Origin of the sequence: Metapseudomonas boanensis, from assembly GCF_042232855.1 — a bacterium.
Classification (GTDB): domain Bacteria; phylum Pseudomonadota; class Gammaproteobacteria; order Pseudomonadales; family Pseudomonadaceae; genus Metapseudomonas; species Metapseudomonas boanensis.
Genome location: NZ_CP113889.1, coordinates 2,312,344 through 2,335,422 on the forward strand (window position 1 = coordinate 2,312,344; position 23,079 = coordinate 2,335,422).

Sequence of the window (23,079 nt, forward strand, 5' to 3'; positions counted from 1 at the left end):
GATTCAGAAATGTCGTTCGCGCCCGGCGAAAAGGTCGCGTAGATTGCCGCGATGACGCCAGACGATGAGTCCGGTCAGCAGGGTCATCGGCAATAGGGCGCCGGGTTGCTGCCAGGCCAGTAGCGGCAGGGTCAGTGGCGTGGCGATCAATGCCGCCAACGAGCTGGTGCGGGTCAGGTAGAAGGTCAGCATCCACGCGGCAATGGCCAGCAGTGCGGCGGGTGGGTAGAGCCCGAGCAGCATGCCTGCAGCCGTAGCGACCCCTTTGCCGCCGCGGAAACGGAAGTACAAGGGATAAAGGTGTCCAAGCACCGCGGCAAGGCCTATCCAGGCTTGCTGCTGGATGCCCAGGCCCAATAGCGAGGCGACCAGCACCGGCGCCAGGCCTTTGGCCAGGTCTCCGAAAAGGGTCAGGATCGCAAGTTTCTTTCCTGCCACCCGCAGCATGTTGGTGGCACCGGGGTTGCCGGAACCCTGGGCACGCGGGTCGACCGTGCCAAACAACCGGCTGAGCAGAATGGCGAAGGACAACGATCCGAGCAGGTAGGCGAGAGTCGCCAGCAGCCAAAACATGGTATCCATTCCGGGGCGAGGAAGTCCCGATTCTAGCGGGGCAGCACTGACGTGGACACGGTTTTCATCGAGGGTCTGGAGGTCGATACGGTCATCGGCGCCTATGACTGGGAGCGCAGCATTCGCCAATGCTTGCGGCTTGACCTGCAACTGGGGTGGGACAATCGTCCAGCAGCGGCCGGCGACGACCTGACCCAGGCCCTTGACTATGCCTCTGTTTCCCAGCGTATCCAGGCATTCGCCACTGAAAGCCAGTTCCTGCTGGTGGAGACTTTTGCCGAGCGCTTGGCCGCGCTACTGATGGCCGAATTCAATATTCCGTGGTTGCGATTGAAGCTGCACAAGCCGGGAGCGGTACCGGCGGCCAGCAGTGTCGGCGTGGAGATTGAGCGCGGATGTCGCTGATACCTGTTTTTCTGGGCCTTGGCAGCAACGTTGAGCGCGAGCGCAACCTGACCGCAGGGCTTGAGGCCTTGGCTGAGTTCCTCCACGACATTCGTTGCTCTCCGGTGTTCGAGAGCCAGGCAGTGGGGATCAAGAGCGGGCACTTCTTCAACCTGGTGGTATCCGCTCGCACCGATCTGCCGTTACATGAACTGGACCGTCGACTGAAGGTGATCGAGGCTGACAATGGCCGCTATGCGCCGGGCCGCAAGGGCCTGCCGCTGGACATCGATGTCCTGCTGTACGGCGACCGCGTCGGAAATTTCGACGGGTTGGTTCTTCCGCGTGCCGAAGTGCTGAAGAACGCCTTTGTCCTCTGGCCGCTGTCGCTGCTGGCCCCCGATCTGGCTCACCCGGTGGATGGGCGCACCTTCGCCGAACTCTGGCAGGCGGCGCAGATCCAGCAATCGCTTTGGCCGGTGTCGTTCCTGTGGCGCGGTGCCGAGCTTACCCCGGCACCGCTGCGTCAGGCATTCCCGCCAGATTCCTTGTGAATCTTCAGCGCCTCGAGGCGTTCTGCCTTGAGCGCCTCACCCAGTTCCGCTCCCTTCAGGCCTCGCTCCAGTAGCGGCTGTACTGCGACCGCACGGGCGACGGTTGCTGCGCTGCGCAGGTAATCGGCCTGAGGGTAGGCACGCTGTTCAAGCCCGCTGCGGCCGCGGGCATCCATCTCGCAAGCTGCGATGAAGGCTTCGAATCGCTGTGGGCGCCTGTAGACATCGAACCGCTGTAACAGGTCCAGCAGGGTCGAAGCCTTGAGCTCCAGGGCTCGATGGGCGTGGGTGTGAAATTCGCCCACTAGAACGGCCAGTTCCTGGCAGTCGCGCGGGGCCTTGCAGCGTTCATTGACCGCCTGGATCAGACGTATGCCGCGTTTTTCGTGGGCGATGTGTTGTGGCCATTCCGCTTCCGGGGTGAGGCCTTTGCCGAGGTCATGCAGCAGGCAGGCCCAGCGCACATCCAGCGGTTGTTCGTGCATGGCGCATTGGCGCAGCACTGCGAGGATATGAATGCCGGTGTCCACCTCCGGATGGTGCTGGGCCGGCTGTGGGACGCCGAACAGGTTGTCCAGTTCCGGGAGCCAGGCCTTGAGCGCGCAGCAATCGCGCAGGACTTGGATGAACACATCCGGGCTGGGCTCCATGAGCGCACGGGCAATTTCCTTCCAGCTGCGTTCGGGGGTCAGCGCGTCGAGCTCGCCGGACTCGGCGATCTGACGCATCAGTTCCAGGGTTTCCTCGGCCACGCGGAAGCCGAGTGGGGCGTAGCGTGCAGCGAAGCGGGCGACTCGCAGCACCCGCAGCGGGTCTTCAGCGAATGCGGGGGAGACATGGCGCAGCAGCCTGGCTTCGAGGTCGCGCTGGCCGCCGTAAGGGTCGATGACTTGGCCCTCGTCGTCTTCAGCCATGGCGTTGACGGTCAGGTCGCGGCGGATCAGGTCTTGTTCCAGGGTGACGTCCGGGCTGGTGAAGAAAGTGAACCCGCCGTAACCCCTACCGCTTTTGCGCTCGGTGCGGGCGAGGGCATATTCCTCGCCGGTTTCTGGGTGCAGGAACACGGGAAAGTCGGCTCCGACCGGGCGGAAGCCCTTTTCCAGCATTTCTTCGGCCGATGCGCCCACCACGACCCAATCGTTCTCGAGGACCGGGCGTCCCAACAGGCGATCACGTACTGCGCCACCAACTTTGTATATCTGCATGCATGCCTCCGTGGATGCGGAGGATAGCAGCCTGGCTGTTGAAACAGAGGAGTGCTGAGATCCGTCGTGGGAGCGAATTCATTCGCGAACGGGCCTGGGGCCTGTCGTGCTGGCTTCAAACTGTTTCCTGCCAGGGGCCGCTTTGCGGTCCTTCGCGAATCAATTTGCTCCCGCCGGGGCAGGCTATTGTGCCTGCGGGGTCTGATCGATCCGTCTGCGGACCGCGCTTTCCAGTAGTTCAGTGCTGTAGCGGGAGGGGCTGAGGGCTGTGCTGGCGAGCCCTTCCAAGAGAAATTCGCCGTCCACGGCCTGTTCGGGGGGGCGAACAGTTCGAAGCTGCTGCGCCCGGAGCGTTCGGGGCCGGCTGGCTGCAGGACGCGGATCTGCGGGATGGGGCTGGAGCAGGTGGCCGGGCACAGCAGCAGGATGGAGAAGAGGCGCATCTGAGGACGCTCCCTGGGGAGATGACCGCATGCTCGGTGGGCGTCGGGCATGCGGTCAACCGATCAAATGGGTGGAATGATCAGGTCCAGGCGTGGGTACTCCCCGTCCTCAGTGCGCTCCCCCTTTGGGGGAATATGGTGGCTCCCGGTGATTTGCTCGCCTTGACGTGTTTCCAGGTGGATATCGAATCCCCAGAGTCGGTGCAGGTGCTTGAGTACTTCGTCGGTCGATTCGCCCAGTGGCTTGCGGTCGTGTTGCTGATGGCGAAGGGTGAGGGAACGGTCACCGCGACGGTCGACGCTCCAGATCTGGATGTTGGGTTCGCGATTGCCGAGGTTGTATTGCGCGGCGAGCGTTTCGCGGATCAGACGGTAGCCCTGTTCGTCATGGATCGCGGGCACCAGCAGTTCGTCCTTCTGGTCATCGTCCAGGACGCTGAACAGCTTGAGGTCACGGATCACCTTGGGCGAGAGGAACTGCAGGATGAAGCTCTCATCCTTGAAGCTCTTCATGGCGAACTTCAGGGTCGACAGCCAGTCGCTGCCGGCGATGTCGGGGAACCAGTGCTTGTCCTCCTCGGTGGGCTCTTCACAGATGCGCCGGATGTCGCGGTACATGGCAAAGCCCAGCGTGTAGGGGTTGATGCCGCTGTAGTAAGGACTATCGAATGGGGGCTGATAGACGACGCTGGTATGTGACTGCAGGAATTCCATCATGAAGCCGTCGGTGACCAGGCCTTCGTCATACAGGTCGTTCATCAGCGTGTAGTGCCAGAAGGTAGCCCAGCCTTCGTTCATGACCTGAGTCTGGCGCTGCGGGTAGAAGTACTGAGCGATCTTGCGCACGATACGCACCACTTCGCGCTGCCAGGGTTCCAGCAGTGGTGCATGTTTTTCGATGAAGTAGAGGATGTTTTCCTGGGGCTCACTGGGGAAGCGCTGATTGTCCCTGTCCCCTCCCTTGCCGGAGCCTTTGGGGATAGTGCGCCACAGGTCGTTGATCTGTTTCTGCAGGTGCTCTTCGCGATCCTTCTGTCGACGCCGTTCCTCCTCGGCGGAGATGGGATACGGACGCTTGTAGCGGTCGACGCCGTAATTCATCAGCGCGTGGCAGGAGTCCAGCAAGTCTTCCACGGCATCGATGCCGTGGCGCTCCTCGCACTGGTTGATGTACTGCTTGGCGAATACCAGGTAGTCGATGATCGAACTGGCGTCGGTCCAAGTGCGGAACAGGTAATTGCCCTTGAAGAAGCTGTTGTGGCCGTAGCAGGCGTGGGCGATCACCAGCGCCTGCATGGTGATGGTGTTTTCTTCCATCAGGTAGGCGATGCAGGGGTCGGAGTTGATGACGATCTCGTATGCCAAGCCCATTTGTCCCCGGGAATAGGACTTCTCGGTGCTGAGGAAGTGCTTGCCGTAGGACCAGTGGTGGTAGCCGAGCGGCATCCCGACCGAGGCATAGGCATCCATCATCTGCTCGGCAGTGATCACCTCGATCTGGTTCGGGTAGGTGTCCAGTGCATAGCGCTCGGCAATCCGTCCGATTTCACGGTCGTAGGCGCGGATCAGATCAAAGGTCCACTCGGAACCGGTGGAGATCGGCTTGCGTTCCTTTTTGCTGGCAGTCATGTCACGCCTCCAATCAGGTCACTAGCCGGCGATGGAAGAGCTCTCGGAACACCGGGTAGATATCCGCCGCCGAGACGATCTGCTGTTGGGCGAAGGTATCGTCGAAGGACTCGCAGACTTGCTCGTACTCGTACCACAGCGCCTGGTGCTCGCGTGGGGTGATCTCGACGTAGGTGTAGTACTGCACGAACGGCATGATCTGCTTGATCAGAATATCCCTGCAGATGGGGGAGTCGTCATTCCAGTTGTCGCCGTCCGACGCCTGGGCCGCATAGATGTTCCACTCATTGATGGGATATCGCTCGGCCATGATTTCCTGCATCAGCTTGAGTGCGCTGGAAACGATGGTCCCGCCGGTCTCCCGGGAGTAGAAGAATTCTTCCTCGTCCACTTCGCGGGCGCTGGTGTGGTGGCGGATGAACACCACCTCGATCTTGTCGTAGTTCCGCTTGAGGAACAGGTACAAGAGGATGAAGAAGCGCTTGGCGATGTCCTTGGTGGCCTGGGTCATGGAGCCGGACACGTCCATCAGGCAGAACATCACGGCTTTGGATGACGGATTAGGCTGTTTCACCAGCAGGTTGTATTTGAGGTCGAAGGTGTCAAGGAACGGAACGCGCTCGATCCGCGTGCGTAGTTTGGCGATTTCCGCTTCGAGCTCCTGAATATCGCCGAAGTTATCCGGTTCTTCGCGCTTGAGTCGTTCGAGTTCGGCCTTCGCCTCCTTGAGTTTGGTGCGACTGCTGCCCGACAGGGCGATGCGCCGTGCGTGGGCTGAACGCAAGGTGCGGACAATGTTGATGCGCGACGGGCTGCCCTCGTTGCTGATGCCGGCCCGAACGGTCTTGAAGGTGTCGGCGCCGGTTAGGTGACGCTTGACCAGGTTCGGCAGCTCCAGGTCCTCGAACATGAAGTCGAGGAACTCTTCCTGTGTGATCTGGAATACGAAGTCGTCCATGCCTTCGCCGGAGTTGCTGGCCTTGCCGCCGCCCCGTCCACCGCCACCGCCGGAAGGGCGAGGGATACGGTCGCCAGCAGTGAATTCCTTGTTGCCAGGATGGACGGTGGTTTGCCGCCCACCACGCCCATGATGAAGGATCGGTTCGTCGATATCGCGACCGGGGATGCTGATCTGCTCGCCATGCTCCATGTCGGTGATCGAGCGACGGCTGACGGCCTCCTCCACCGCCTTCTTGATGTGCTCACGGTAACGCCGCAGGAACCGCTGGCGGTTCACCGTGCTCTTGTTCTTGCCATTCAAACGCCTGTCGATGACATAGCTCATAGGCCCCTCCGGGGAGCTTCAGGCTGCAAGCTGCAGAAGGCGCCGCGTGGGGCGGCGCCTCCCGACTGCTTGCTTCGGGCTTGCAGCTTGAGACAGTTTTACTGCGACTTGCGTACCCGCAGGTACCATTCGGACAGTAGGCGTACCTGCTTCTCCGTGTAGCCGCGTTCGACCATGCGTTTGACGAAGTCGTTGTGCTTCTGCTGTTCCTCCTTGCTGCCCTTGGCATTGAAGCTGATGACCGGCAGAAGGTCTTCGGTGTTGGAGAACATTTTCTTCTCGATCACCACGCGCAGCTTCTCGTAGCTGAGCCAACTCGGGTTCTTGCCATTGTTGTTGGCACGAGCGCGCAGGACGAAGTTGACGATCTCGTTGCGGAAGTCCTTCGGATTGCTGATGCCCGCCGGCTTCTCGATCTTCTCCAGTTCTTCGTTGAGGGCCACTCGGTTGAGAATCTCGCCCGTTTCCGGGTCGCGGTATTCCTGATCCTGGATCCAGAAGTCCGCGTAGAGCACATAGCGGTCGAAGATGTTCTGACCGTACTCGCTGTAAGACTCCAGGTAGGCGGTCTGGATTTCCTTGCCGATGAACTCGATGTAGCGCGGCGCCAGGTATTCCTTGATGTAGCGAAGGTAACGCTCGCGTACCTCGGCCGGGAACTGTTCCTGTTCAATCTGCTGTTCCAGCACATAGAGCAGGTGGACCGGGTTGGCCGCGACTTCGTGCGGATCGAAGTTGAACACCTTGGAGAGGATCTTGAAGGCGAAACGGGTCGACAGGCCGTTCATGCCTTCGTCGACGCCCGCGGAATCGCGGTACTCCTGGATCGACTTGGCTTTCGGGTCGGTATCCTTGAGGTTTTCGCCATCATAGACGCGCATCTTCGAATAGATGTTGGAGTTCTCCGGCTCCTTCAGGCGAGACAGGACCGAGAACTGCGCCAGCATGCGCAGGGTATCGGGAGCGCAGTGCGCGTGAGCAAGCGAACTACCGACCAGCAGCTTGTCGTAGATCTTGATCTCGTCAGTGACGCGCAGGCAGTAGGGCACCTTGACGATGTAGATCCGGTCTATGAATGCCTCGTTGTTCTTGTTGTTACGGAAGCTGTGCCATTCCGATTCGTTGGAGTGGGCCAGGATGATGCCGCTGAAGGGCAGTCCACCAAGGCCTTCGGTACTGTTGTAGTTGCCCTCCTGGGTTGCGGTCAGCAGCGGGTGCAGCACCTTGATGGGTGCCTTGAACATCTCGACGAATTCCATCAGGCCCTGGTTAGCCCGGCACAGAGCGCCCGAGTAGCTGTAGGCGTCGGCGTCGTTCTGCGGGAATTCCTCGAGCTTGCGGATATCCACCTTGCCCACCAGCGCGGAGATATCCTGGTTGTTCTCATCGCCTGGCTCGGTCTTGGCGATGGCGATCTGGTTGAGGACCGAGGGGTAGAGCTTGACCACGCGGAACTTGCTGATATCACCACCGAACTCATTGAGTCGCTTGGTCGCCCAGGGCGAGATAACCGTGCGCAGGTACCGTCGCGGGATGCCGTACTCTTCCTCGAGGATGGCGCCATCTTCGTCGGCATTGAACAACCCCAGGGGCGACTCGAAGACTGGCGAACCCTTGATTGCATAGAAGGGCACGCGCTCCATCAATTGCTTCAGCTTTTCCGCAAGAGACGATTTGCCGCCACCGACCGGACCCAGCAGGTAGAGGATCTGTTTCTTTTCTTCCAAACCTTGGGCGGCATGGCGGAAGTAGGCAACGATTTGGTCGATGCATTCCTCCATGCCGTGGAAGTCGGCGAAGGACGGGTAGCGGCGGATCACCTTGTTGGAGAAGATCCGCGACAGTCGGGGGTCTAGCGAGGTATCCAGCAATTCCGGTTCGCCGATAGCCAGGAGCATGCGTTCCGCCGCGCTGGCATAGGCACTACGGTCCTGCTTGCACAGGTCGAGATATTCCTGGAGGGAATATTCCTCCTGGCGAGTCGCTTCGAAGCGTTGTTGGAAGTGGCTGAAAATGCTCATGACGTCACCTCGCTGGAAACAGGAAGCCGGCGCGGGGTCGGTTGTGCGGGTGCGGGCAGTCAGCCGAAAGCTGGCTGATGGAACATCCCCCAAAACACCTAAATGGTCGCTGCCGATGGCCCGGAACCGGTGGACCGGCTCTCCCCTTTTTTGGATGGCCTGAGCTAAGAGTAGTTCGTTATCGGCAAGATCAAGGATGGCGGAACGATAACAAGAGATAACCGTTCGTCGGAGAGTGGCGCTAAGCCAGAGATGGTGCGGCCTAGCGCCTTGCTGAAAATTTTTTTACTCGACGCTTCCCTGGGCCACTTCCGCAGGATAGACGCTGCGCCAGAGCTCGAACCCGCCATCCAGGCTATACACCTCGCTGAAACCCTGGTGGGCAAGGTAGGCGGCGGCACTTTGACTGGAGTTGCCATGGTAGCAGGCGACGATCAGCGGTTTGTCGAAATCGGCCTGTGCGATGAAATCCGGTAGCGAATGGTTGTCCAGGTGCCTGGAGCCGGCAATGTGGCCGAGTGCAAAGCTCTGCGGGTCGCGGATGTCGACCACCTGGGCGCCTTGTTCGCGAAGGGTCTGGGCCTGCTCAGGGGCGATACGTTGGAATTCACTCATGGCGGTTCTCCTCGCAGCTGCAGTTGAAACGCTCGCCGCTGTCGATATTCAAAAGGGTCATGGCGCCACCCCAGACGCATCCGGTGTCGAGGGCGTACAGGCCGGGTTCATTGCAGTTGCCCTCCAGGGCCGCCCAGTGGCCGAAAATAATCTTCTGTCCACGCGTCTTGCGACCTGGGTGGCTGAACCAGGGGGCGTAGCCAGGCGGTGCTGTGTCCAGGCCTTCCTTGGACTTCAGGTCCAGGGTGCCATCGGGCGTGCAGAATCGCATGCGGGTGAAATAGTTGGTGATGACTCGCAGGCGTGTGACGCCATGCAGGTCGCCGTCCCACTTGGCCGGTTCGTTGCCGTACATGCCTTCCAGGAACAGTGGCAGGCGGGCATCGTCGCGTAGAACTTCCTCGACTTCTGCCGCTCGCTTGAGGGCTTTCCTGAGTGTCCACTGCGGGGGGATGCCTGCATGCACCAGGGCGATGTCACGCTCTTCATCGTAATGCATCAGCTTTTGTAGGCGGAGCCAGTCGACCAGGTCCGCACAGTCGGGCGCCTCGATGATCTCCCTCAGCGTGTCGGCCTTCTTCAGGCGCTCGATGTTATTCACGACAGCCAGCAGGTGCAGGTCGTGATTGCCAAGCACGCAGGTCACGGACTCGCGTATGGAGAATAGGTAGCGCAGGGTTTCCAGGGATTGCGGTCCACGATTGACCAGGTCACCTACCAGCCAGAGGCGGTCCTTGGCGGGGTCGAACGCCACCCGGTCGAGCAGGCATCTGAGCGGGCGAAGGCAGCCCTGGATATCGCCGACCGCATAGACCGTCATCCGGATGCCCTCAGTGAAGCGCGCCAGGCATGGCCAGGCGGAAGGGGGCAATGATCGCGTCGAACTGTTTGCCGTCCTCGGCGACCATCTGGTAACTGCCCTGCATGCTGCCAACTCGCGTGGCCATCACGGTGCCGCTGGTGTAGGTGTGGCTCGCGCCGGGGGCAATCAGTGGTTGCTGGCCGACCACGCCGGCGCCGCGGACTTCCTGCACATGCCCATCGCCGTCGGTGATGATCCAGTGACGGCTGACCAGCTTGGCTGGCAACTCGCCGTTGTTGTGGATGGTCACGGTATAGGCGAAGGCAAAGCGGTTCTCGTCCGGCTGTGATTGCTCGGCGAGGTAACGGGTGATGACGCTGACGTCGATCTGATAGCGGGAGTCGGTCACGCGGTGGCTCTCGAGAAGCTGGAAAGGAAGTCTAAGGCTTCAGACGGTGCTTGTGCGCAGGGCCAGCTGATCGGCCAGGCGAACAAACGCGGCCAGGTCCAGCTGTTCCGGACGCAGGCTGCCATCGACGCCGGCTGCCTCGATGTCGGCGGCATCGAGCAAACCCTTCAGTGTGTTGCGCAGGGTCTTGCGCCGCTGATTGAAGGCTTCGCGCACCACGCGTTCGAGCAGGTGGACATCCTTTGCAGGGTGCGGAAGTTCGGCGTGGGGTACCAGGCGCACGATCGCCGAGTCCACCTTGGGCGGTGGGTTGAAGGCTCCGGGACCGACGTTGAACAGGTGCTCTACCCGGCAGTGGTACTGGACCATGATCGAAAGCCGGCCCCAGTCGCCGCCACCAGGTTCCGCCGCGAGTCGCTCGACCACTTCCTTCTGCAGCATGAAGTGCATGTCACGGATCAGGTCCGCGTGGTCTAGCAGGTGGAAAATCAGCGGGGTGGAGATGTTGTAGGGCAGGTTGCCTACCACCCGCAGGCTGTGCGGCTCGCGACTGAGCTGGCGGAAGTCGAACTTCAGCGCATCGCCCTGGTTCAGGCGAAAGCGCGGCTCATGACCGAATTTCGCACGCAGGATCGGGATCAGGTCGAGGTCCAGCTCGATCACGTCGAGTTGCGCGCCGCTGCCCAGAAGCCCTTCGGTGAGCGCGCCCTGGCCAGGGCCGATCTCGACCAGATGCTCACCTTCACGGGCATGGATGCCCCGCAGGATACGGTGGATGACGCCGGCGTCATGCAGGAAGTTCTGGCCGAAGCGCTTGCGTGCGCGATGTTGGTACTGTTCGGACATCAAAGGCTCCAAGCCTTGGGCGCCAGCCCGATGGCTGACGCAGGATTGCAAAAGGCGGAGTTTATCAGGCAGGAGGGTTGCAAGCCTAAGGTCGCCGGGTGGTCAGTGGGTTTTCGTGCGGGCGTCGGCCATCTGGTAGGCCGTTTCGAGCGCGACTTCCAGGCTACCGCAATCGATCTTTCCGGTCGCCGAGAGGTCGAGGGCAGTGCCGTGGTCCACCGAGGTGCGAATGATCGGCAGGCCGAGGGTGACGTTCACTGCGGCACCGAAACCCTTGTACTTGAGCACGGGCAAGCCTTGGTCGTGGTACATGGCGAGGACTGCATCGCAATGCTCCAGGTGCTTCGGGGTGAAGAGCGTGTCGGCGGGCAGTGGTCCGATGAGGTCCAGTCCCTCGCTACGTAGCTGCTCCAGCGCCGGCTCGATGACTTCGATCTCTTCGCGTCCCAGGTGTCCGCCTTCTCCGGCGTGGGGGTTCAGGCCGCAGACCAGGATACGTGGCCGGTCGATGCCGAACTTGTCGATCAGGTCCCGATTCAGGATACGAGCGACACGCATCAGTCGCTCGCCGGTGATGGCCGCAGCGACATCCTTGAGGGGGAGGTGGGTTGTCACCAAGGCCACACGCAGCCCGCGGGTCGCCAGCATCATCACGACTTGCTGGGTGTTAGTCAGCTCCGCGAGGAACTCGGTGTGGCCGGAGAAGGCAATACCGGCTTCATTGATCACGCCCTTGTGTACCGGCGCGGTAATCATTCCGGCAAAGGCACCTTCCAGGCAGCCATTTCCGGCGCGGGTCAGAGTCTCCAGTACATAGGCAGCGTTCGCTTTGTCCAATCGCCCAGGGCTGACAGTGTTGCGCAATGGGGTATCCCAGACATATAGGCTGCCAGCCTCTGCGGGGGCATCGGGCCAGGAAGCTGCAGAGACCGGGATCAGGTTAATCGCAAGGCCAAGCTGTACGGCGCGCTGCTCAAGCAGGTCGCGGCTTGCGATGGCAATCAGAGGAAAGGCCTGGGCGTTGCGGGAGATCAACAGGCAGAGGTCGGGGCCGATGCCTGCGGGTTCACCGGGGGTGAGGGCGAAGCGGAGAGCGGTCATGGTGAGTCCTGTGCGGGATTGCGTGGTAGCCAGCGCGCTGGCGGCAATTGTACCGCCAGTGCGCTGCCCGCGACTCGATCGGGTTACAGCTTGGTTTCGACGTAGGCCTCGTCGCGAATCTGTCTCAGCCAGGCCTGCAGTTCCTCGTCGTACTTGCGGTTACGCAGGACATTGAGGGCCTGTTGCTCGCGGAACTGGCTGCTGCTATCGGTTGCACGGCGGCCCAGTACTTCCAGGACATGCCAGCCGTAGGGGCTCTTGAATGGCTGGGACAGCTGACCAGCCGGGGTTTGGGCCATGACCTGGCGGAACTCCGGAACCAAAGCGTTGGGGTCGATCCAGTTCAGGTCGCCACCATTGAGGGCTGAACCCGGGTCTTCCGAATAGCTTTTTGCCAGTTCAGCGAAATCATCACCAGACTGGATTCGGTCATAGATGCGTTGGGCTAGGCGGCGAGTTTCTTCCTCGCTGCGAATTTCGCTGGGCTTCAGAAGGATATGGCGTACATGGACTTCGTCGCGCACGAGGGTTTCGCCGCCGCGCTTGTCGAGCAGCTTGAGAATGATGAAACCGCCTGGCGTGCGCACCGGTTCGGTAACGTCGCCAACGGGGAGGGCGCCGATCATGCCGTCGAAAGGGGGCGGCAGCTGGGCTGCCTTGCGCCAGCCGATCTCGCCGCCTTCCAGAGCGGTTTCACCGGCGGAGCGGGAGATGGCCAGCTGCGCAAAGTCTGCGCCCTGCTTGAGTTGTTGGTAGAGGTCCTGGGCCTGGCGCTCTGCGGCCTGGATGGTACTGGGCGAAGACCCTTCCGGCACCGGAATCAGGATGTTGGCAAGGCGGAACTCTTCCGACAGTTGCATCTTGCCCAGGTCGGAAGCCAGGAAGTTCTGTACCTCCTGGTCGCTGACCTGGATGCGCTCCGCAACACGGCGCTGGCGAACCCGGCTGATGACCATCTCGCGGCGAACCTGCTCGCGGGCGTCCTCATAGGATAAGCCGTCCCGGGAGAGGGCGCCGCGGAACTGCTCGACCGTCATGCCATTGCGCTGGGCGATGGCTTCGATGGCCTGATTGAGCTCCTCGTCGGTGATGCGAATGCCCGAGCGGTCACCGATCTGCAGCTGGATGTTCTCGATGATCAGGCGCTCCAGCACCTGCTGGCTGAGCACATGCTCCGGGGGAAGCGAAGCACCACGCTTGGCGATGGTCTGCTGCACTTCGCGCAGGCGCTGGTCGAGCTGGCTTTGCATGATCACGTCGTTGTCGACGATCGCCACCACCCGGTCGATGGGGCGCACTTCGGCCTGCACGCAGCTGCCGAGTAGCAGGGCGCCCAGCAGCAGCGGGCGCAGACAATCAGAGAGCTTGGTCTTCACGTTCACGGTAACCTTGAATGCCTTTATCGAGGAAGCCTTCCACCTTGTTGCCGACAACGCCGCCAAGGCCCTTCAGGACGATCTGCAGGAAGATCCCGCGGTCGCCGCTGTCGTTGGAGGTGGTGGGCGTCTGGTCAAACTCGTCGTAGTCGACCCAGTAGCGGTTGATCAGGCGCAGCTTCCAGCAGCAACTGTCGTACTCGAAACCACCGAAGGCTTCCAGCGTACGGTCGCGGTTGTAGTCATACTGCCAGCGTCCAATGGCGCTCCACTGCGGCACCACCGGCCAGATGAACGAGAAGTCGTGCTGGCTGATCTTGTAGTAGTCCTTGATGAAGCCCGGTTGACCCTCGACGCCGAAGTCGCTGTCACCGACTTTCCACTGGCCGGTGGATTGGTCGTAGTGGATGGTGTCATTGCGGTAGCGATAACCGGCGTTGACCACCTTGTTCGGGTTGTCTTCAGGCTGATAGTGGAACATCGCACTGCCGGAACGGGTGCGATGTGAGTCCGGGTCCCAGTTGAAGTCGGAGCTCAGTCGCCAGTCCCGGTTGAAGCGATACAGGTACTCCAGGGCATAGGGAGATGTGGAGGCCTGCGCATCGGCGCGGGTGCGATAGTCGATACCAGGTAACTGGACCTTGCGATCCTCGAAGTAGAAGGCCTGGCCAACGCTAACGGTCTGACGCTCGAAGCCGTTCGACTCGACCCAGCGGTTGGTCACGCCCAGGGATACCTGGTTGGCGTCGCCAATCCGGTCGCGGCCGGAGAAGCGGTTATCCCGGAACAGCGAGGAGTAGTTGAAGGTGCTTTCGCCGGTGTCGAACAGCGGAATATCGGTCTGATCTTCTTCCGGAACGTAGAGGTAGAAAAGCCTGGGTTCCAGGGTCTGGGTGTAGTTCTTGCCGAAGAACTGGGTCTTCCGGTCGAAATACAGTCCACTGTCGACACTATAAATCGGCACCTGGCGGTCCTGGCTGCCGTGGAAGGTCTGCTCAGCAAGCAGGGTGTTCTTGCCCTGCTGGTCCAGATCCAGTTCGTATTGGGTGTAGGCGTACTTCACCTGCGGCTTGAGGAAGCCCCAGCTCCAGTTCATGGGGAGGCTGGCCACGGGCTCCAAGTGCGTACGATCGCCATTGGCGCGAGCCAGGCCCAGGACGTTGTTGTCGTACCAGGGAGAGGCTTCGCCATCCTCGTTGATGAAGTCGCCTTCGCGCAGGTTGCGGTCGAAGCGTACGAATTCGGTGCTGTAGCCGAAGTTCAGCCCACCGGGCTGGTAGGGCAGTACGCCATCCAGGGTGATCTGTGGCAGCCGGTCGTACGGGGTGATATCGGAGATCGTTGCCAGTTCATACGCGTGCGCGTTCAGTTTGGCAGTGTAGCTGTCGCCCCGATAGGTCAGGGTGCCGCGCTGGTTGACGTAGGTTGGCGTATCGATGCTGAGGTCGCTGTCCAGATCCTCGAAATAATACGGATCGCTGATGTCGGTGTAGTCGACTTCGGTCAGCAGACGGGAATCCAGGCCGCCTGTGTGTTTCCAGTTATAGAGCCAGCGCTTTTCCTCGTAGTCGGACATGAGCTTGCGCTCATCTTCCTTGTCGTCCAGATAGGCAGCGCCCAACTGGCCTTCGCTGCTGGGGGTCAGGTAGCGGAATTCACCCTCCATCAGCAATCCGCGTTTGGCCATGTAGCGCGGGTAGAGGGTGGCGTCGTAGTTCGGCGCGAGGTTCAGGTAGTACGGAGTGACCAGCAGGAAACCACTGTCGCTACTGCTGCCGATAGTCGGTGGCAGGAAGCCGGATTGGCGACGGTCGTCGATCGGGAAATAGATGTACGGCGTGTAGAAGACCGGAATGTCCTTCACTCGCAGCGTCACGTTGGTCGCTGTGCCGAAGCCGGTAGCTGGATTCAGGGTGACATTGTTGCCCTTCAGATGCCAGGCGTTGTTGCCTGGCTCGCAGCGGGTATAGGTGCCGTCCTTCAAGCGGATGACAGCGTCTTCCTGGCGCTTGGCATATAGCGCGTTACCGCGCGTATGGGACTGGTGCAGGACGTACTCGGCGTTTTCGATCTTCGCTTCGCCGTTGTCCAGCTGCAGTTCGGCCTGGTCGCCGACGACCAGCGCGCCGTTGTCGCGCAGCTTGACGTTGCCTTTCAGCTCGCCACGGTTTTCCGCCTGATGCAGGTTGGCCTCGTCGGCTTCGACCTGCATGCTGCCTTGACGCAGAACCACGTCACCGGCGAGGGTCGCGATCTGCTTTTCCTGCTCGTAGCGCGAGGCCTTGGCGGAAATGTAGGTCGGGGCGTCTTCCAGCGGTGTGTCGTCGTCCATGCCGGGGCGCAGTGGCTCGACATAGGTACCAGCACAGTAAGGACCGGTCTCGGCCAGTTGGGCAGGAGTGAGCTGGTCACGCGGTACCCAGTCCAGATGGCTGTAGTCAGCGCTGCGGGAAGCTAGCCCCTTGCCGCCCGCTTCGGTCACCAGGGTCGCCTGGCTCCCTTCGGCCGCACCTTGGCCGTCAACGGCCTGGGGGGCGGCGCCAATGGTGGAGCTCACGGCACTCTCGCTATGCACCGGACGCGGTGGCAGACTCTCAGTGCTGGCCTTGGGCGCGCACGCCCAGCCGCCGCTGGCAGAGGCCTGGCAATCGAATTGTTCTGCGGCGACGACATATGAAGTGGCTACTGGCTGCAGTGCCAGCAGGCTGCCGGTCACCAGCAGAGGGAACTTTCTACGAAACGCGGGGGATCTTACTGCCATCTTGTTAGTCCGGGCTTCCTGCGCGCCTTCGGCCCGCTGGGCCGCACGCCTCTCGATGGGCTGAAAAAGATGCTGGATAATAAAGCATGACCCGCACAACGGCTAGCGCCGCCGGAGACCCCACGTAATGCACGAAGAAGACCTTCGCCTTCAGCAGCTGAGCCATTGGCTGGACCAGCAGTTGCCGACCCTGTTCGCTGCCCAAGGCTGGGGCCCTGTGCCCGTCGCCAACCTGGTTCCTGCCAGTAGCGATGCCAGCTTTCGCCGTTATTTCCGCTGGGAAGGGGGCGACCGTACCTTGATCCTGATGGATGCGCCGCCACCGCGCGAGGATTGCCGACCGTTCGTCAAGGTGGCCGGCATGCTCGCCGAGACTGGTGTGCATGTGCCACGGATCCTCGCCGCCGATGTGGAGCAGGGCTTCCTGATCCTCGACGACCTGGGGCACCAGACTTACCTGGACGTGATCCACGCCGACAATGCGGATCGTCTCTTTGAAGACGCCGTCCAGACGCTGCTGGCTTTCCAGAAGCGCTCTCTTGATGAGCCCATGCCGTCTTACGATGACGCCCTGCTGCGTCGGGAACTGCAGTTGTTTCCCGAGTGGTACCTGCAGCGCCACTTGGGTATCGAACTGGACGGCGAGAGGCTAAGCGCCTGGCAGCGCATCTGTGACCTGCTGGTAGCCAGCGCCCTGGCGCAGCCTCAGGTGCTGGTACATCGCGATTTCATGCCGCGCAACCTGATGCTGAGCACGCCGAATCCGGGAGTGCTGGACTTCCAGGATGCCGTCTATGGTCCGGTAACCTACGATGTCACCTGCCTGTTCAAGGATGCCTTCCTCAGCTGGCCGGAGGAGCGTGTGCGGGGATGGCTGGAGCGCTACTGGACCCAGGCCCACGAAGCGGGGATTCCGGTGCAAGGCGAGCTCGACGCGTTTCTCCGTGCCAGCGACCTGATGGGCGTGCAGCGCCATCTCAAAGTCATCGGCATCTTCGCACGTATCTGCCACCGCGATGGCAAACCGAGATACCTGGGCGATGTGCCGCGTTTCTTTGCCTATATAGACGCTGTGATTGCCCGTCGACCCGAATTGGCCGAGCTGGAAGTGCTGCTGGCCAGCCTGCCGCAGGTCGAGGTCCCCTGCGTATGAGGGCGATGATTCTCGCTGCGGGCAAGGGCGAACGGATGCGGCCCTTGACTCTGCACACGCCGAAGCCGCTTGTCCGAGCTGCAGGTACGCCACTGATCGAATTTCACCTGCGCGCGCTGGCTGATGCCGGTTTTCGCGAGCTGGTGATCAACCATGCCTGGCTGGGGCAGCAGATTGAAGATCACCTGGGCGACGGTGCACGCTTCGGCCTGAGTATTCGTTACTCGGCTGAGGGGGAGCCATTGGAGACCGGTGGGGGCATTTTCCGGGCCTTGCCTATGCTGGGGGGTGAACCCTTCCTGGTGGTCAATGGCGATGTCTGGACCGACTTCGATTTCTTGCACTTGCGGCGGCCTCTCGATGGGCTGGCCCATCTTGTCCTGGTGGATAACCCGGAGCACCATCCGCGTGGTGACTTCTGCCTCGATGCGGGGATGGTCCACGATGCCGTCGCGGGAAAACCGAGCCTTACCTACAGCGGCATTGCAGTGCTTCATCCGCGTTTGTTTGCAGGATGTCAGTCAGGTGCTTTCAAGCTGGCGCCGTTGCTGCGTCAGGCGATGGCAGAAGGCCGGGTGAGCGGCGAGTACTTCAGTGGGCGCTGGGTAGACGTCGGTACCCATGAGCGCCTGGCCGATGTCGAGCGCTTGTTGAAGGCGGAGGCCTGAGATGGCCTGGCCGGCCACATTCCTCGGCGCGGCGGCTGGGCTAGCTCTGGCGAGCATTCCGGGCGCGCTGCTGGGCGGTTTGCTGGGGCATGTGCTCGACCGGCGTCTGGGGCTGGACTCCTGGGCGAGCCTGAAGGCCCGGCTGCAAGGTGAGCCGCCGATCCTGGAGCAGGATCTGCTCTTCGTGCTGCTTGGGCGCCTTGCCAAGAGCGAGGGGCGGGTCATGGAGCTGCATATCCAGCAGGCCCGCGCCGAGATGCGCCGACTTGGGCTGGATGAGGCGGGCACACGTCGCGCGATCGAGGCTTTTACTCGCGGTAAGCAAAGCGAGAAGGGCATCCAGGTATCGCTCAAGCGTCTGCAAGGGCGCCGTCCAGCGATCGAGCGTCTGCTGCGCAGTTGCTGGCAGATGGCTGCTGTAGATGGCCGGATTGGCCAGCGCGAGCGGGAGCTGATACTTCAGTGGGGACGCTGGCTTGGTTGCTCGACCGAGCAGGTGGAGTCCCTGGGGGCCGGTTTCGACACCCCGCAAGGCCTGCCGCCGACGTCGCGTAACAGCTACAAGGACGCTTTGGCGTTGCTGGGGGTGACCGCGGATTGCGAACCGGCGGTGATCAAGCGGGCCTACCGGCGCCTGCTCAGCCAGAATCACCCGGACAAATTGGCCGGTTCAGGCGCGACGCCCGCTCTGGTGCGGGCTGCTACCGACAAGACGCGTGAACTGCACAACGCCTACAACCTGATTCGCGAGCGCCACGGTTTCCGCTGAGGCGCGTCATCTGCCGGGTGACGCGCCGGCTTGCAGTTGTAGGCTCAGCCACCCGCGAATGCGCCGTACCAACTGCTCCTGCTCGGTCGCCCTGTCGCCGGGAAGGCCATTCATGGCGACCTGGATGTAGGTCGGATGTTTCTGACGTTTGCTGGCCTGGAGTCTCTCCTGCGCCGCACTGCGGTCCGCCGGCGCCTCTCGGTAATAGAAGTCGCCGGTGGCCAACTTCAGTTCAGGCAGTAGCTTATCCAGGACAGGGTCATAGCCTGCAGGCTGTTGCGCGTCTACCAGCAGCAGGTTGCGGATATCTGTCGGCTCTTCCGCTGCGAGGTACTGGGCCGCCCAGTAGGCGCCAGTGCCGTGGCCGAGGAAGACGATGGTGGTGGGTTTGCTCTGGCGGGCAAAGGTGAGCGCCGCCTGGATACGGGCAGACACTCGGGTGCTATGGGCCTTGCGGATGCCTTCGGTGGATAGTGCCGGGGGAGCTGGATCCGTGTTTGGCTCTGCACTGCCGGCTTGCTCTGTCGTGGAAGGGCCATCCTCTGCCGCTTTTTCGGCGCTGACGACAGGCTCGCTGCGGTCGATTTTCGACGGTTTCTCAGGACGAGGAGGTGGCTCGTCGCCCTTTGGGTCGGGCAGGCTCAGACTCAGGGTGCTCCAGCCGGCATCCGGCAGTTTGCGCCGTAAGGGGCCGACCGCCAGGGGCCAGTCCGCGTTTTCCCCATCGCCCGGCAGCAGAATAACCAGACCCTCGGGTTCGCCGACGTTGGCAGGCCGCCATAACGCGAGGAAGGTCTCGTCGCCTGCCTGTAGCTGCTGCTGTTCGTTTTCTGGCAACTGGCGCTCCAGGCCAGCCGCTTCGACTTGGCTACGTTCCTGGAGTGGGGCGCGTGTAACCGCGGGCATTTCCTGGGAGTTATCGGCGGCGTCTTGCTTGGCGGGTGTGGCATCGGCAGCGAGGGCCGGGAGCCCGCACGTCAGGAAGGCGAAGCAGAGGGCTGCGAGAGTCGGGCGTGGTGCTCGGTGCATCTGATCATTCCTGATGGAACAGAAGCTGGCAGCCTAATGGCTTGCCCGTTTTTTGTCAGGCCAGCCTTCGCATGGTCCTGCTTGCCTGGAGTAAGGTATAGCGGCCGTTCATCACAAGTCTTCGCCCGCGGTAGCTCTCAATGACCCGTTCGTTGCTCACGCTGTTCTTCGCCCTGTGCCTGGCTTTTCCGCTTGTGGCGGCCCCGGCCTCGCCCAACCTGCAGCTGAGCGAGCCACAACGCCAATGGCTTGAGGCCCATCCGCAATTGCGCGTCGGGCTGGTCTTGCAGGCGCCCTATGCGCAGCTCGACCGTCGCTTGCAGCAACTTTCCGGGGCGAATGTCGAGCTGGTGAAGTGGCTGGGGGCTGCCATGCAGGTGGAATGGATCTGGCGTACCTATGACAGCGTTGGCGAACTGGAGCAGGCGCTGCGGTCCGGGCAGATCGACCTAGCGCCAGGGTTGGTGCAATCGCCCGCTGGCTTGCGCTTGTGGCTGTATTCCGACCCCTATATGCGCGTCTCCCAGTTGCTGGTCGGCGAGCGCGAGGGGAACGCCTCGGTCGACCTGGAGCAACTCGACGCCAGCGCTCCTGTGGCGGTTCGTCAGCCCAGCCCGGTTGGCGATTATCTTCGCGCAACCTACTCGAACCTTCAGCTTTTGCCGGTGGCGGGGGAACGCCAGGCATTGCGCGCCCTGCTCGAAGGTAATGTCCGCTTTGCGGTGCTGGACGAGGCGCAGCTCAGTCGCTTGTCTCGCGAGCAGGAATTCGCCGGACTGGCCGTGGTGGGGGACATCGGCTTCCCTCAGCTGCTGCGAGTCGCCTCGCGCCGCGATTGGCCTGAGTTGGGCTCCATCCTCGATATCGCCCTGCGCAGTCTGCCGCCCAAGGATCTCGACCAGCTCCATGAGCGCTGGTTGCAAGCGAGTTACCCACGGCTGGGCGATTCGGCGGGATTCTGGCAGAACCTCTCGATGCTCCTGGGGGTGCTGCTGGTGGCTGCGGGCGCCATCATTACCTGGCTGCGGCGCCAGCGTCGCTCCCTGGAGCGCCAGCTCCTTGAGGCCCGGCACATGATGCAGATTCGCGAGGCCGCAGAGGAAGCCTTGCGCCTCACGCAATTCTCCATCGACCACAGCACCCTCGGCGTTCTCTGGGTCAATTGGGACAGCCATGTGCGCTACGCCAACCGCGCAGCGGAGCTGATGCTCGGTCATGAGCCGGGCGCCCTGACCGATCGCCCTTTGGCCGATTTCCAGCCTGGGATGGATATGGACCGCTGGCTGAACCTGTGGCGCCGGGCTCGCAATAGCGACGAAGGGCCACAGAGTTTCGAGACCCGTTGCCGCCGTGCCGATGGCAGTTGGCTACCGGCTGATATATCGCTGAGCTTCCTGCGATTCGGCACGTCGGAGTACCTGGTGGTTTTTCTGGCCGATGCAACCGAGCGCCGCAAGGCTCGCGAGGCGCTGGAGGAAAGCGAGGCGCGCCTCAAGGGCATTGCTTCCAACGTGCCCGGGTTGGTATTCCGCCTGGAACGCCCGCAGGTTGGGGCCCAGACGAGCTTCGCTTTCATCGGCGAGGGTAGCGAAGCCGTCGTGGGCTACAGCGCCAGTGAGTTGCTGGATACTGGCCGAGGTATCCGGGGATTGGTCCACCCGGAGGATCGGGACAGCTACTTGGTCAGTCAGTCAGCCGCATTGGAGGCAGAGCGGGACTGGCATTGGCAAGGGCGCATCCTCACCCGAGACGGGCAGGTTCGCTGGGCAGATATCAAGGCCAGCGCGCGAATCTTCGATGATGGCCGGGCAGTCTGGGATGGCGTGGTCTGGGATATCACCGAGAACAAGCAGATTGAACTGGCTCTAGCCGATTCACGGGCACAGTTGCGCCAGTTGTCGGCTCACCTTGAGAGCGTGCGGGAGGAGGAGAAGGCGCGCATCGCCCGCGAAGTCCACGACGAACTGGGTCAGGTGCTCACGGTGCTCAAGCTGGAAACTTCGATGTGCGAGCTGGCTTATGCTGACCTCGATACCGGGTTGAAGGAGCGCCTGGAGAGCATGAAGCGCCTGATCGCTCAGCTATTCCAGCTGGTCCGTGATGTGGCGACCGCGCTGCGTCCGCCGATTCTTGATGCTGGCATTGCCTCGGCGATCGAGTGGCAGGCCCGGCGTTTCGAGACCCGCACCCATATTCCGTGCCTGGTTGAGGTGCCTGAGTACCTGCCGCGCCTGTCCGATGCCAAGGCGGTAGGTTTGTTCCGGGTGCTGCAGGAGGCATTGACCAATGTCATGCGGCACGCCGAAGCGCATACTGTGGCGGTCCGTTTGAGCGTTGAGGACGGCATGCTGTGCTTGCGCATAAGTGATGACGGCCGCGGGTTCGATGCTCAGGAAAGCCAGCGCGGCGGTTCGTTCGGTCTCGTCGGTATGCGCGAACGGGTATTGATGCTCGGTGGTAACTTGAAGATCGAGAGTCAGCCGGGTGAAGGGACGACCCTGTGCGTACAGGTCGCATTGGATAAGGAGAAGGCAGCGTGATTCGAGTCCTGGTCGCAGAAGACCACACCATCGTCCGCGAAGGCATCAAGCAGTTGATCGGCCTGGCCAAGGATCTCAGCGTTGTTGGTGAGGCTTCCAATGGAGAGCAACTCCTCGAGACCCTGCGCCACACACCCTGCGAGGTGGTGTTGCTGGATATCTCCATGCCGGGTGTTAACGGCCTGGAGGCCATCCCCCGAATCCGCGCTTTGAACAATCCGCCTGCGGTGCTGGTGTTGTCGATGCATGACGAGGCACAGATGGCTGCGCGGGCGCTGAAGATCGGAGCCGCCGGCTACGCTACCAAGGACAGTGACCCGGCCCTGTTGCTCACGGCCATTCGCAAAGTGGCCTCCGGTGGCCGCTATATCGATCCGGACCTCGCCGACCGCATGGTCTTCGAGGTGGGGCTGACCGATGCGCGACCGGCCCATACGCTGCTGTCCGAACGTGAGTTTTCGGTGTTCGAGAGGCTGGTAAGGGGGGAAGGGGTCAACGAGATTGCCCATCAGCTGGCAGTCAGCAGCAAGACGGTCAGCACCCACAAGGCACGCCTGATGCAGAAGCTCAACCTGCACTCAGTGGCGGACCTGGTCAAATACGCAGTGGAGCACAAGCTGCTCTGAGTGGCTGCACGGCCTGCTTCGCGCAGGTCAAGGCTTGTTATGTTCATGACCCCAGTGTCGCCCCTGCGGGGCGCTTGGCGAACGAATTCGCCCCTACAGGGTTTGTGAGGTCGCGCGCGATCACGACGCCGCGCTTGGTCTAGCTGCGGCTAACGGGATCATCACCAACCCCTGAATGTCCGATATTGGCGCTCGGATTTGTAGGGCGATTCCTACAAGAGATCCTCTCCTACCCTTATAGCAATCTGTCATACCGCCCGATTTGCGTGGCTTGCCGGCTTCTCTAGGCT

At 61.8% G+C, this 23,079-nt stretch carries 20 protein-coding genes; 7 read left to right on the top strand and 13 right to left on the bottom strand.

Going from position 1 to position 23,079, the window contains the following annotated elements:
• Nucleotides 1-3: 3 nt before the first annotated feature.
• Nucleotides 4-573, bottom strand: a complete 570-nt coding sequence (plsY, locus tag OXH74_RS10560) for a glycerol-3-phosphate 1-O-acyltransferase PlsY (protein WP_215380658.1) — start codon at nucleotides 571-573, stop codon at nucleotides 4-6.
• Nucleotides 574-624: 51 nt separating this feature from the next.
• Between plsY and folB the strand changes: the two genes are divergently transcribed.
• The gene (gene folB, locus OXH74_RS10565; RefSeq protein ID WP_375741165.1) at nucleotides 625-978 is read left to right on the top strand and encodes a dihydroneopterin aldolase; all 354 of its coding nucleotides are present in this window, start codon (nucleotides 625-627) and stop codon (nucleotides 976-978) included.
• Nucleotides 969-1,511 carry a 2-amino-4-hydroxy-6-hydroxymethyldihydropteridine diphosphokinase gene (folK, locus tag OXH74_RS10570; RefSeq protein WP_375741166.1) on the top strand — a complete coding sequence of 181 codons (543 nt, stop codon included), beginning with the start codon at nucleotides 969-971 and terminating at the stop codon, nucleotides 1,509-1,511. Before folB ends, folK begins: the two co-directional genes overlap by 10 nt.
• On the opposite strand, the gene OXH74_RS10575 is transcribed toward folK, so the two are convergent.
• The 11 genes from OXH74_RS10575 to OXH74_RS10625 all read right to left on the bottom strand — a co-directional run bounded on the left by OXH74_RS10575 (nucleotide 1,484) and on the right by OXH74_RS10625 (nucleotide 16,004).
• A complete protein-coding gene (locus OXH74_RS10575; RefSeq protein WP_375741167.1) occupies nucleotides 1,484-2,716 on the bottom strand; it encodes a multifunctional CCA addition/repair protein in 1,233 nt (410 codons plus the stop codon). The genes folK and OXH74_RS10575 overlap by 28 nt on opposite strands.
• A 506-nt stretch (nucleotides 2,717-3,222) precedes the next feature.
• The gene (locus OXH74_RS10580; protein WP_375741168.1) at nucleotides 3,223-4,788 is read right to left on the bottom strand and encodes a SpoVR family protein; all 1,566 of its coding nucleotides are present in this window, start codon (nucleotides 4,786-4,788) and stop codon (nucleotides 3,223-3,225) included.
• Between the two features lie 13 nt (nucleotides 4,789-4,801).
• Nucleotides 4,802-6,073 (bottom strand): YeaH/YhbH family protein, encoded by a 1,272-nt coding sequence (locus OXH74_RS10585; protein WP_375741169.1) that lies wholly within the window; start codon nucleotides 6,071-6,073, stop codon nucleotides 4,802-4,804.
• Nucleotides 6,074-6,171: 98 nt separating this feature from the next.
• On the bottom strand, nucleotides 6,172-8,094 hold the full coding sequence (locus tag OXH74_RS10590) for a PrkA family serine protein kinase (protein ID WP_375741170.1): 1,923 nt from the start codon (nucleotides 8,092-8,094) through the stop codon (nucleotides 6,172-6,174).
• A gap of 285 nt (nucleotides 8,095-8,379) precedes the next feature.
• Entirely contained in the window at nucleotides 8,380-8,709 is a 330-nt protein-coding gene (glpE, locus tag OXH74_RS10595; RefSeq protein ID WP_215380635.1) for a thiosulfate sulfurtransferase GlpE, read from the bottom strand.
• Nucleotides 8,702-9,529 carry a symmetrical bis(5'-nucleosyl)-tetraphosphatase gene (locus OXH74_RS10600; RefSeq protein WP_375741171.1) on the bottom strand — a complete coding sequence of 276 codons (828 nt, stop codon included), beginning with the start codon at nucleotides 9,527-9,529 and terminating at the stop codon, nucleotides 8,702-8,704. The genes glpE and OXH74_RS10600 overlap by 8 nt, the downstream gene beginning before the upstream one ends.
• 10 nt (nucleotides 9,530-9,539) lie before the next feature.
• A complete protein-coding gene (apaG, locus tag OXH74_RS10605; RefSeq protein ID WP_215380626.1) occupies nucleotides 9,540-9,920 on the bottom strand; it encodes a Co2+/Mg2+ efflux protein ApaG in 381 nt (126 codons plus the stop codon).
• 39 nt (nucleotides 9,921-9,959) lie between these two features.
• Entirely contained in the window at nucleotides 9,960-10,766 is an 807-nt protein-coding gene (gene rsmA / locus OXH74_RS10610; RefSeq protein ID WP_375741172.1) for a 16S rRNA (adenine(1518)-N(6)/adenine(1519)-N(6))-dimethyltransferase RsmA, read from the bottom strand.
• A gap of 102 nt (nucleotides 10,767-10,868) precedes the next feature.
• Complete coding sequence (gene pdxA / locus OXH74_RS10615) at nucleotides 10,869-11,867, bottom strand: 4-hydroxythreonine-4-phosphate dehydrogenase PdxA (RefSeq protein WP_375741173.1); 999 nt, start codon at nucleotides 11,865-11,867, stop codon at nucleotides 10,869-10,871.
• Between the two features lie 83 nt (nucleotides 11,868-11,950).
• On the bottom strand, nucleotides 11,951-13,243 hold the full coding sequence (locus OXH74_RS10620; RefSeq protein ID WP_215380617.1) for a peptidylprolyl isomerase: 1,293 nt from the start codon (nucleotides 13,241-13,243) through the stop codon (nucleotides 11,951-11,953).
• A complete protein-coding gene (locus OXH74_RS10625; protein WP_375741174.1) occupies nucleotides 13,224-16,004 on the bottom strand; it encodes an LPS-assembly protein LptD in 2,781 nt (926 codons plus the stop codon). Before OXH74_RS10625 ends, OXH74_RS10620 begins: the two co-directional genes overlap by 20 nt.
• A gap of 127 nt (nucleotides 16,005-16,131) precedes the next feature.
• On the opposite strand from OXH74_RS10625, the gene OXH74_RS10630 reads away from it, so the two are divergent.
• From OXH74_RS10630 to OXH74_RS10640, 3 genes are read left to right on the top strand one after another with little or no spacing between them, the layout of a single operon-like run.
• Nucleotides 16,132-17,157 carry an aminoglycoside phosphotransferase family protein gene (locus OXH74_RS10630; RefSeq protein WP_375741175.1) on the top strand — a complete coding sequence of 342 codons (1,026 nt, stop codon included), beginning with the start codon at nucleotides 16,132-16,134 and terminating at the stop codon, nucleotides 17,155-17,157.
• Nucleotides 17,154-17,825: an N-acetylmuramate alpha-1-phosphate uridylyltransferase MurU gene (gene murU, locus OXH74_RS10635; RefSeq protein WP_375741176.1), complete on the top strand. Its 672-nt coding sequence runs from the start codon at nucleotides 17,154-17,156 to the stop codon at nucleotides 17,823-17,825. The genes OXH74_RS10630 and murU overlap by 4 nt, the downstream gene beginning before the upstream one ends.
• A gap of 1 nt (nucleotide 17,826) precedes the next feature.
• Nucleotides 17,827-18,594, top strand: coding sequence for a TerB family tellurite resistance protein (locus tag OXH74_RS10640; RefSeq protein WP_375741177.1), 768 nt, complete (start codon nucleotides 17,827-17,829; stop codon nucleotides 18,592-18,594).
• A 6-nt stretch (nucleotides 18,595-18,600) separates the two neighbouring features.
• Here OXH74_RS10640 and OXH74_RS10645 read toward each other — a convergent pair whose 3' ends face one another.
• Nucleotides 18,601-19,623: an alpha/beta hydrolase family protein gene (locus OXH74_RS10645; RefSeq protein ID WP_375741178.1), complete on the bottom strand. Its 1,023-nt coding sequence runs from the start codon at nucleotides 19,621-19,623 to the stop codon at nucleotides 18,601-18,603.
• Between the two features lie 140 nt (nucleotides 19,624-19,763).
• On the opposite strand from OXH74_RS10645, the gene OXH74_RS10650 reads away from it, so the two are divergent.
• A complete protein-coding gene (locus OXH74_RS10650) occupies nucleotides 19,764-22,163 on the top strand; it encodes a PAS domain S-box protein (RefSeq protein WP_375741179.1) in 2,400 nt (799 codons plus the stop codon).
• Nucleotides 22,160-22,789 carry a response regulator gene (locus OXH74_RS10655; RefSeq protein WP_375741180.1) on the top strand — a complete coding sequence of 210 codons (630 nt, stop codon included), beginning with the start codon at nucleotides 22,160-22,162 and terminating at the stop codon, nucleotides 22,787-22,789. The genes OXH74_RS10650 and OXH74_RS10655 overlap by 4 nt, the downstream gene beginning before the upstream one ends.
• Nucleotides 22,790-23,079 lie beyond the last annotated feature (290 nt).

What these genes read in the sequence shown, in the direction of transcription:
- plsY (WP_215380658.1), bottom strand. Translation starts at nt 573, where the DNA reads ATGTTTTGGCTGCTGGCGACTCTCGCCTACCTGCTCGGATCGTTGTCC.
- folK (WP_375741166.1), top strand. Translation starts at nt 969, where the DNA reads ATGTCGCTGATACCTGTTTTTCTGGGCCTTGGCAGCAACGTTGAGCGC.
- OXH74_RS10575 (WP_375741167.1), bottom strand. Translation starts at nt 2,716, where the DNA reads ATGCAGATATACAAAGTTGGTGGCGCAGTACGTGATCGCCTGTTGGGA.
- OXH74_RS10580 (WP_375741168.1), bottom strand. Translation starts at nt 4,788, where the DNA reads ATGACTGCCAGCAAAAAGGAACGCAAGCCGATCTCCACCGGTTCCGAG.
- OXH74_RS10585 (WP_375741169.1), bottom strand. Translation starts at nt 6,073, where the DNA reads ATGAGCTATGTCATCGACAGGCGTTTGAATGGCAAGAACAAGAGCACG.
- OXH74_RS10590 (WP_375741170.1), bottom strand. Translation starts at nt 8,094, where the DNA reads ATGAGCATTTTCAGCCACTTCCAACAACGCTTCGAAGCGACTCGCCAG.
- glpE (WP_215380635.1), bottom strand. Translation starts at nt 8,709, where the DNA reads ATGAGTGAATTCCAACGTATCGCCCCTGAGCAGGCCCAGACCCTTCGC.
- OXH74_RS10600 (WP_375741171.1), bottom strand. Translation starts at nt 9,529, where the DNA reads ATGACGGTCTATGCGGTCGGCGATATCCAGGGCTGCCTTCGCCCGCTC.
- rsmA (WP_375741172.1), bottom strand. Translation starts at nt 10,766, where the DNA reads ATGTCCGAACAGTACCAACATCGCGCACGCAAGCGCTTCGGCCAGAAC.
- pdxA (WP_375741173.1), bottom strand. Translation starts at nt 11,867, where the DNA reads ATGACCGCTCTCCGCTTCGCCCTCACCCCCGGTGAACCCGCAGGCATC.
- OXH74_RS10625 (WP_375741174.1), bottom strand. Translation starts at nt 16,004, where the DNA reads ATGGCAGTAAGATCCCCCGCGTTTCGTAGAAAGTTCCCTCTGCTGGTG.
- OXH74_RS10630 (WP_375741175.1), top strand. Translation starts at nt 16,132, where the DNA reads ATGCACGAAGAAGACCTTCGCCTTCAGCAGCTGAGCCATTGGCTGGAC.
- murU (WP_375741176.1), top strand. Translation starts at nt 17,154, where the DNA reads ATGAGGGCGATGATTCTCGCTGCGGGCAAGGGCGAACGGATGCGGCCC.
- OXH74_RS10640 (WP_375741177.1), top strand. Translation starts at nt 17,827, where the DNA reads ATGGCCTGGCCGGCCACATTCCTCGGCGCGGCGGCTGGGCTAGCTCTG.
- OXH74_RS10645 (WP_375741178.1), bottom strand. Translation starts at nt 19,623, where the DNA reads ATGCACCGAGCACCACGCCCGACTCTCGCAGCCCTCTGCTTCGCCTTC.
- OXH74_RS10650 (WP_375741179.1), top strand. Translation starts at nt 19,764, where the DNA reads ATGACCCGTTCGTTGCTCACGCTGTTCTTCGCCCTGTGCCTGGCTTTT.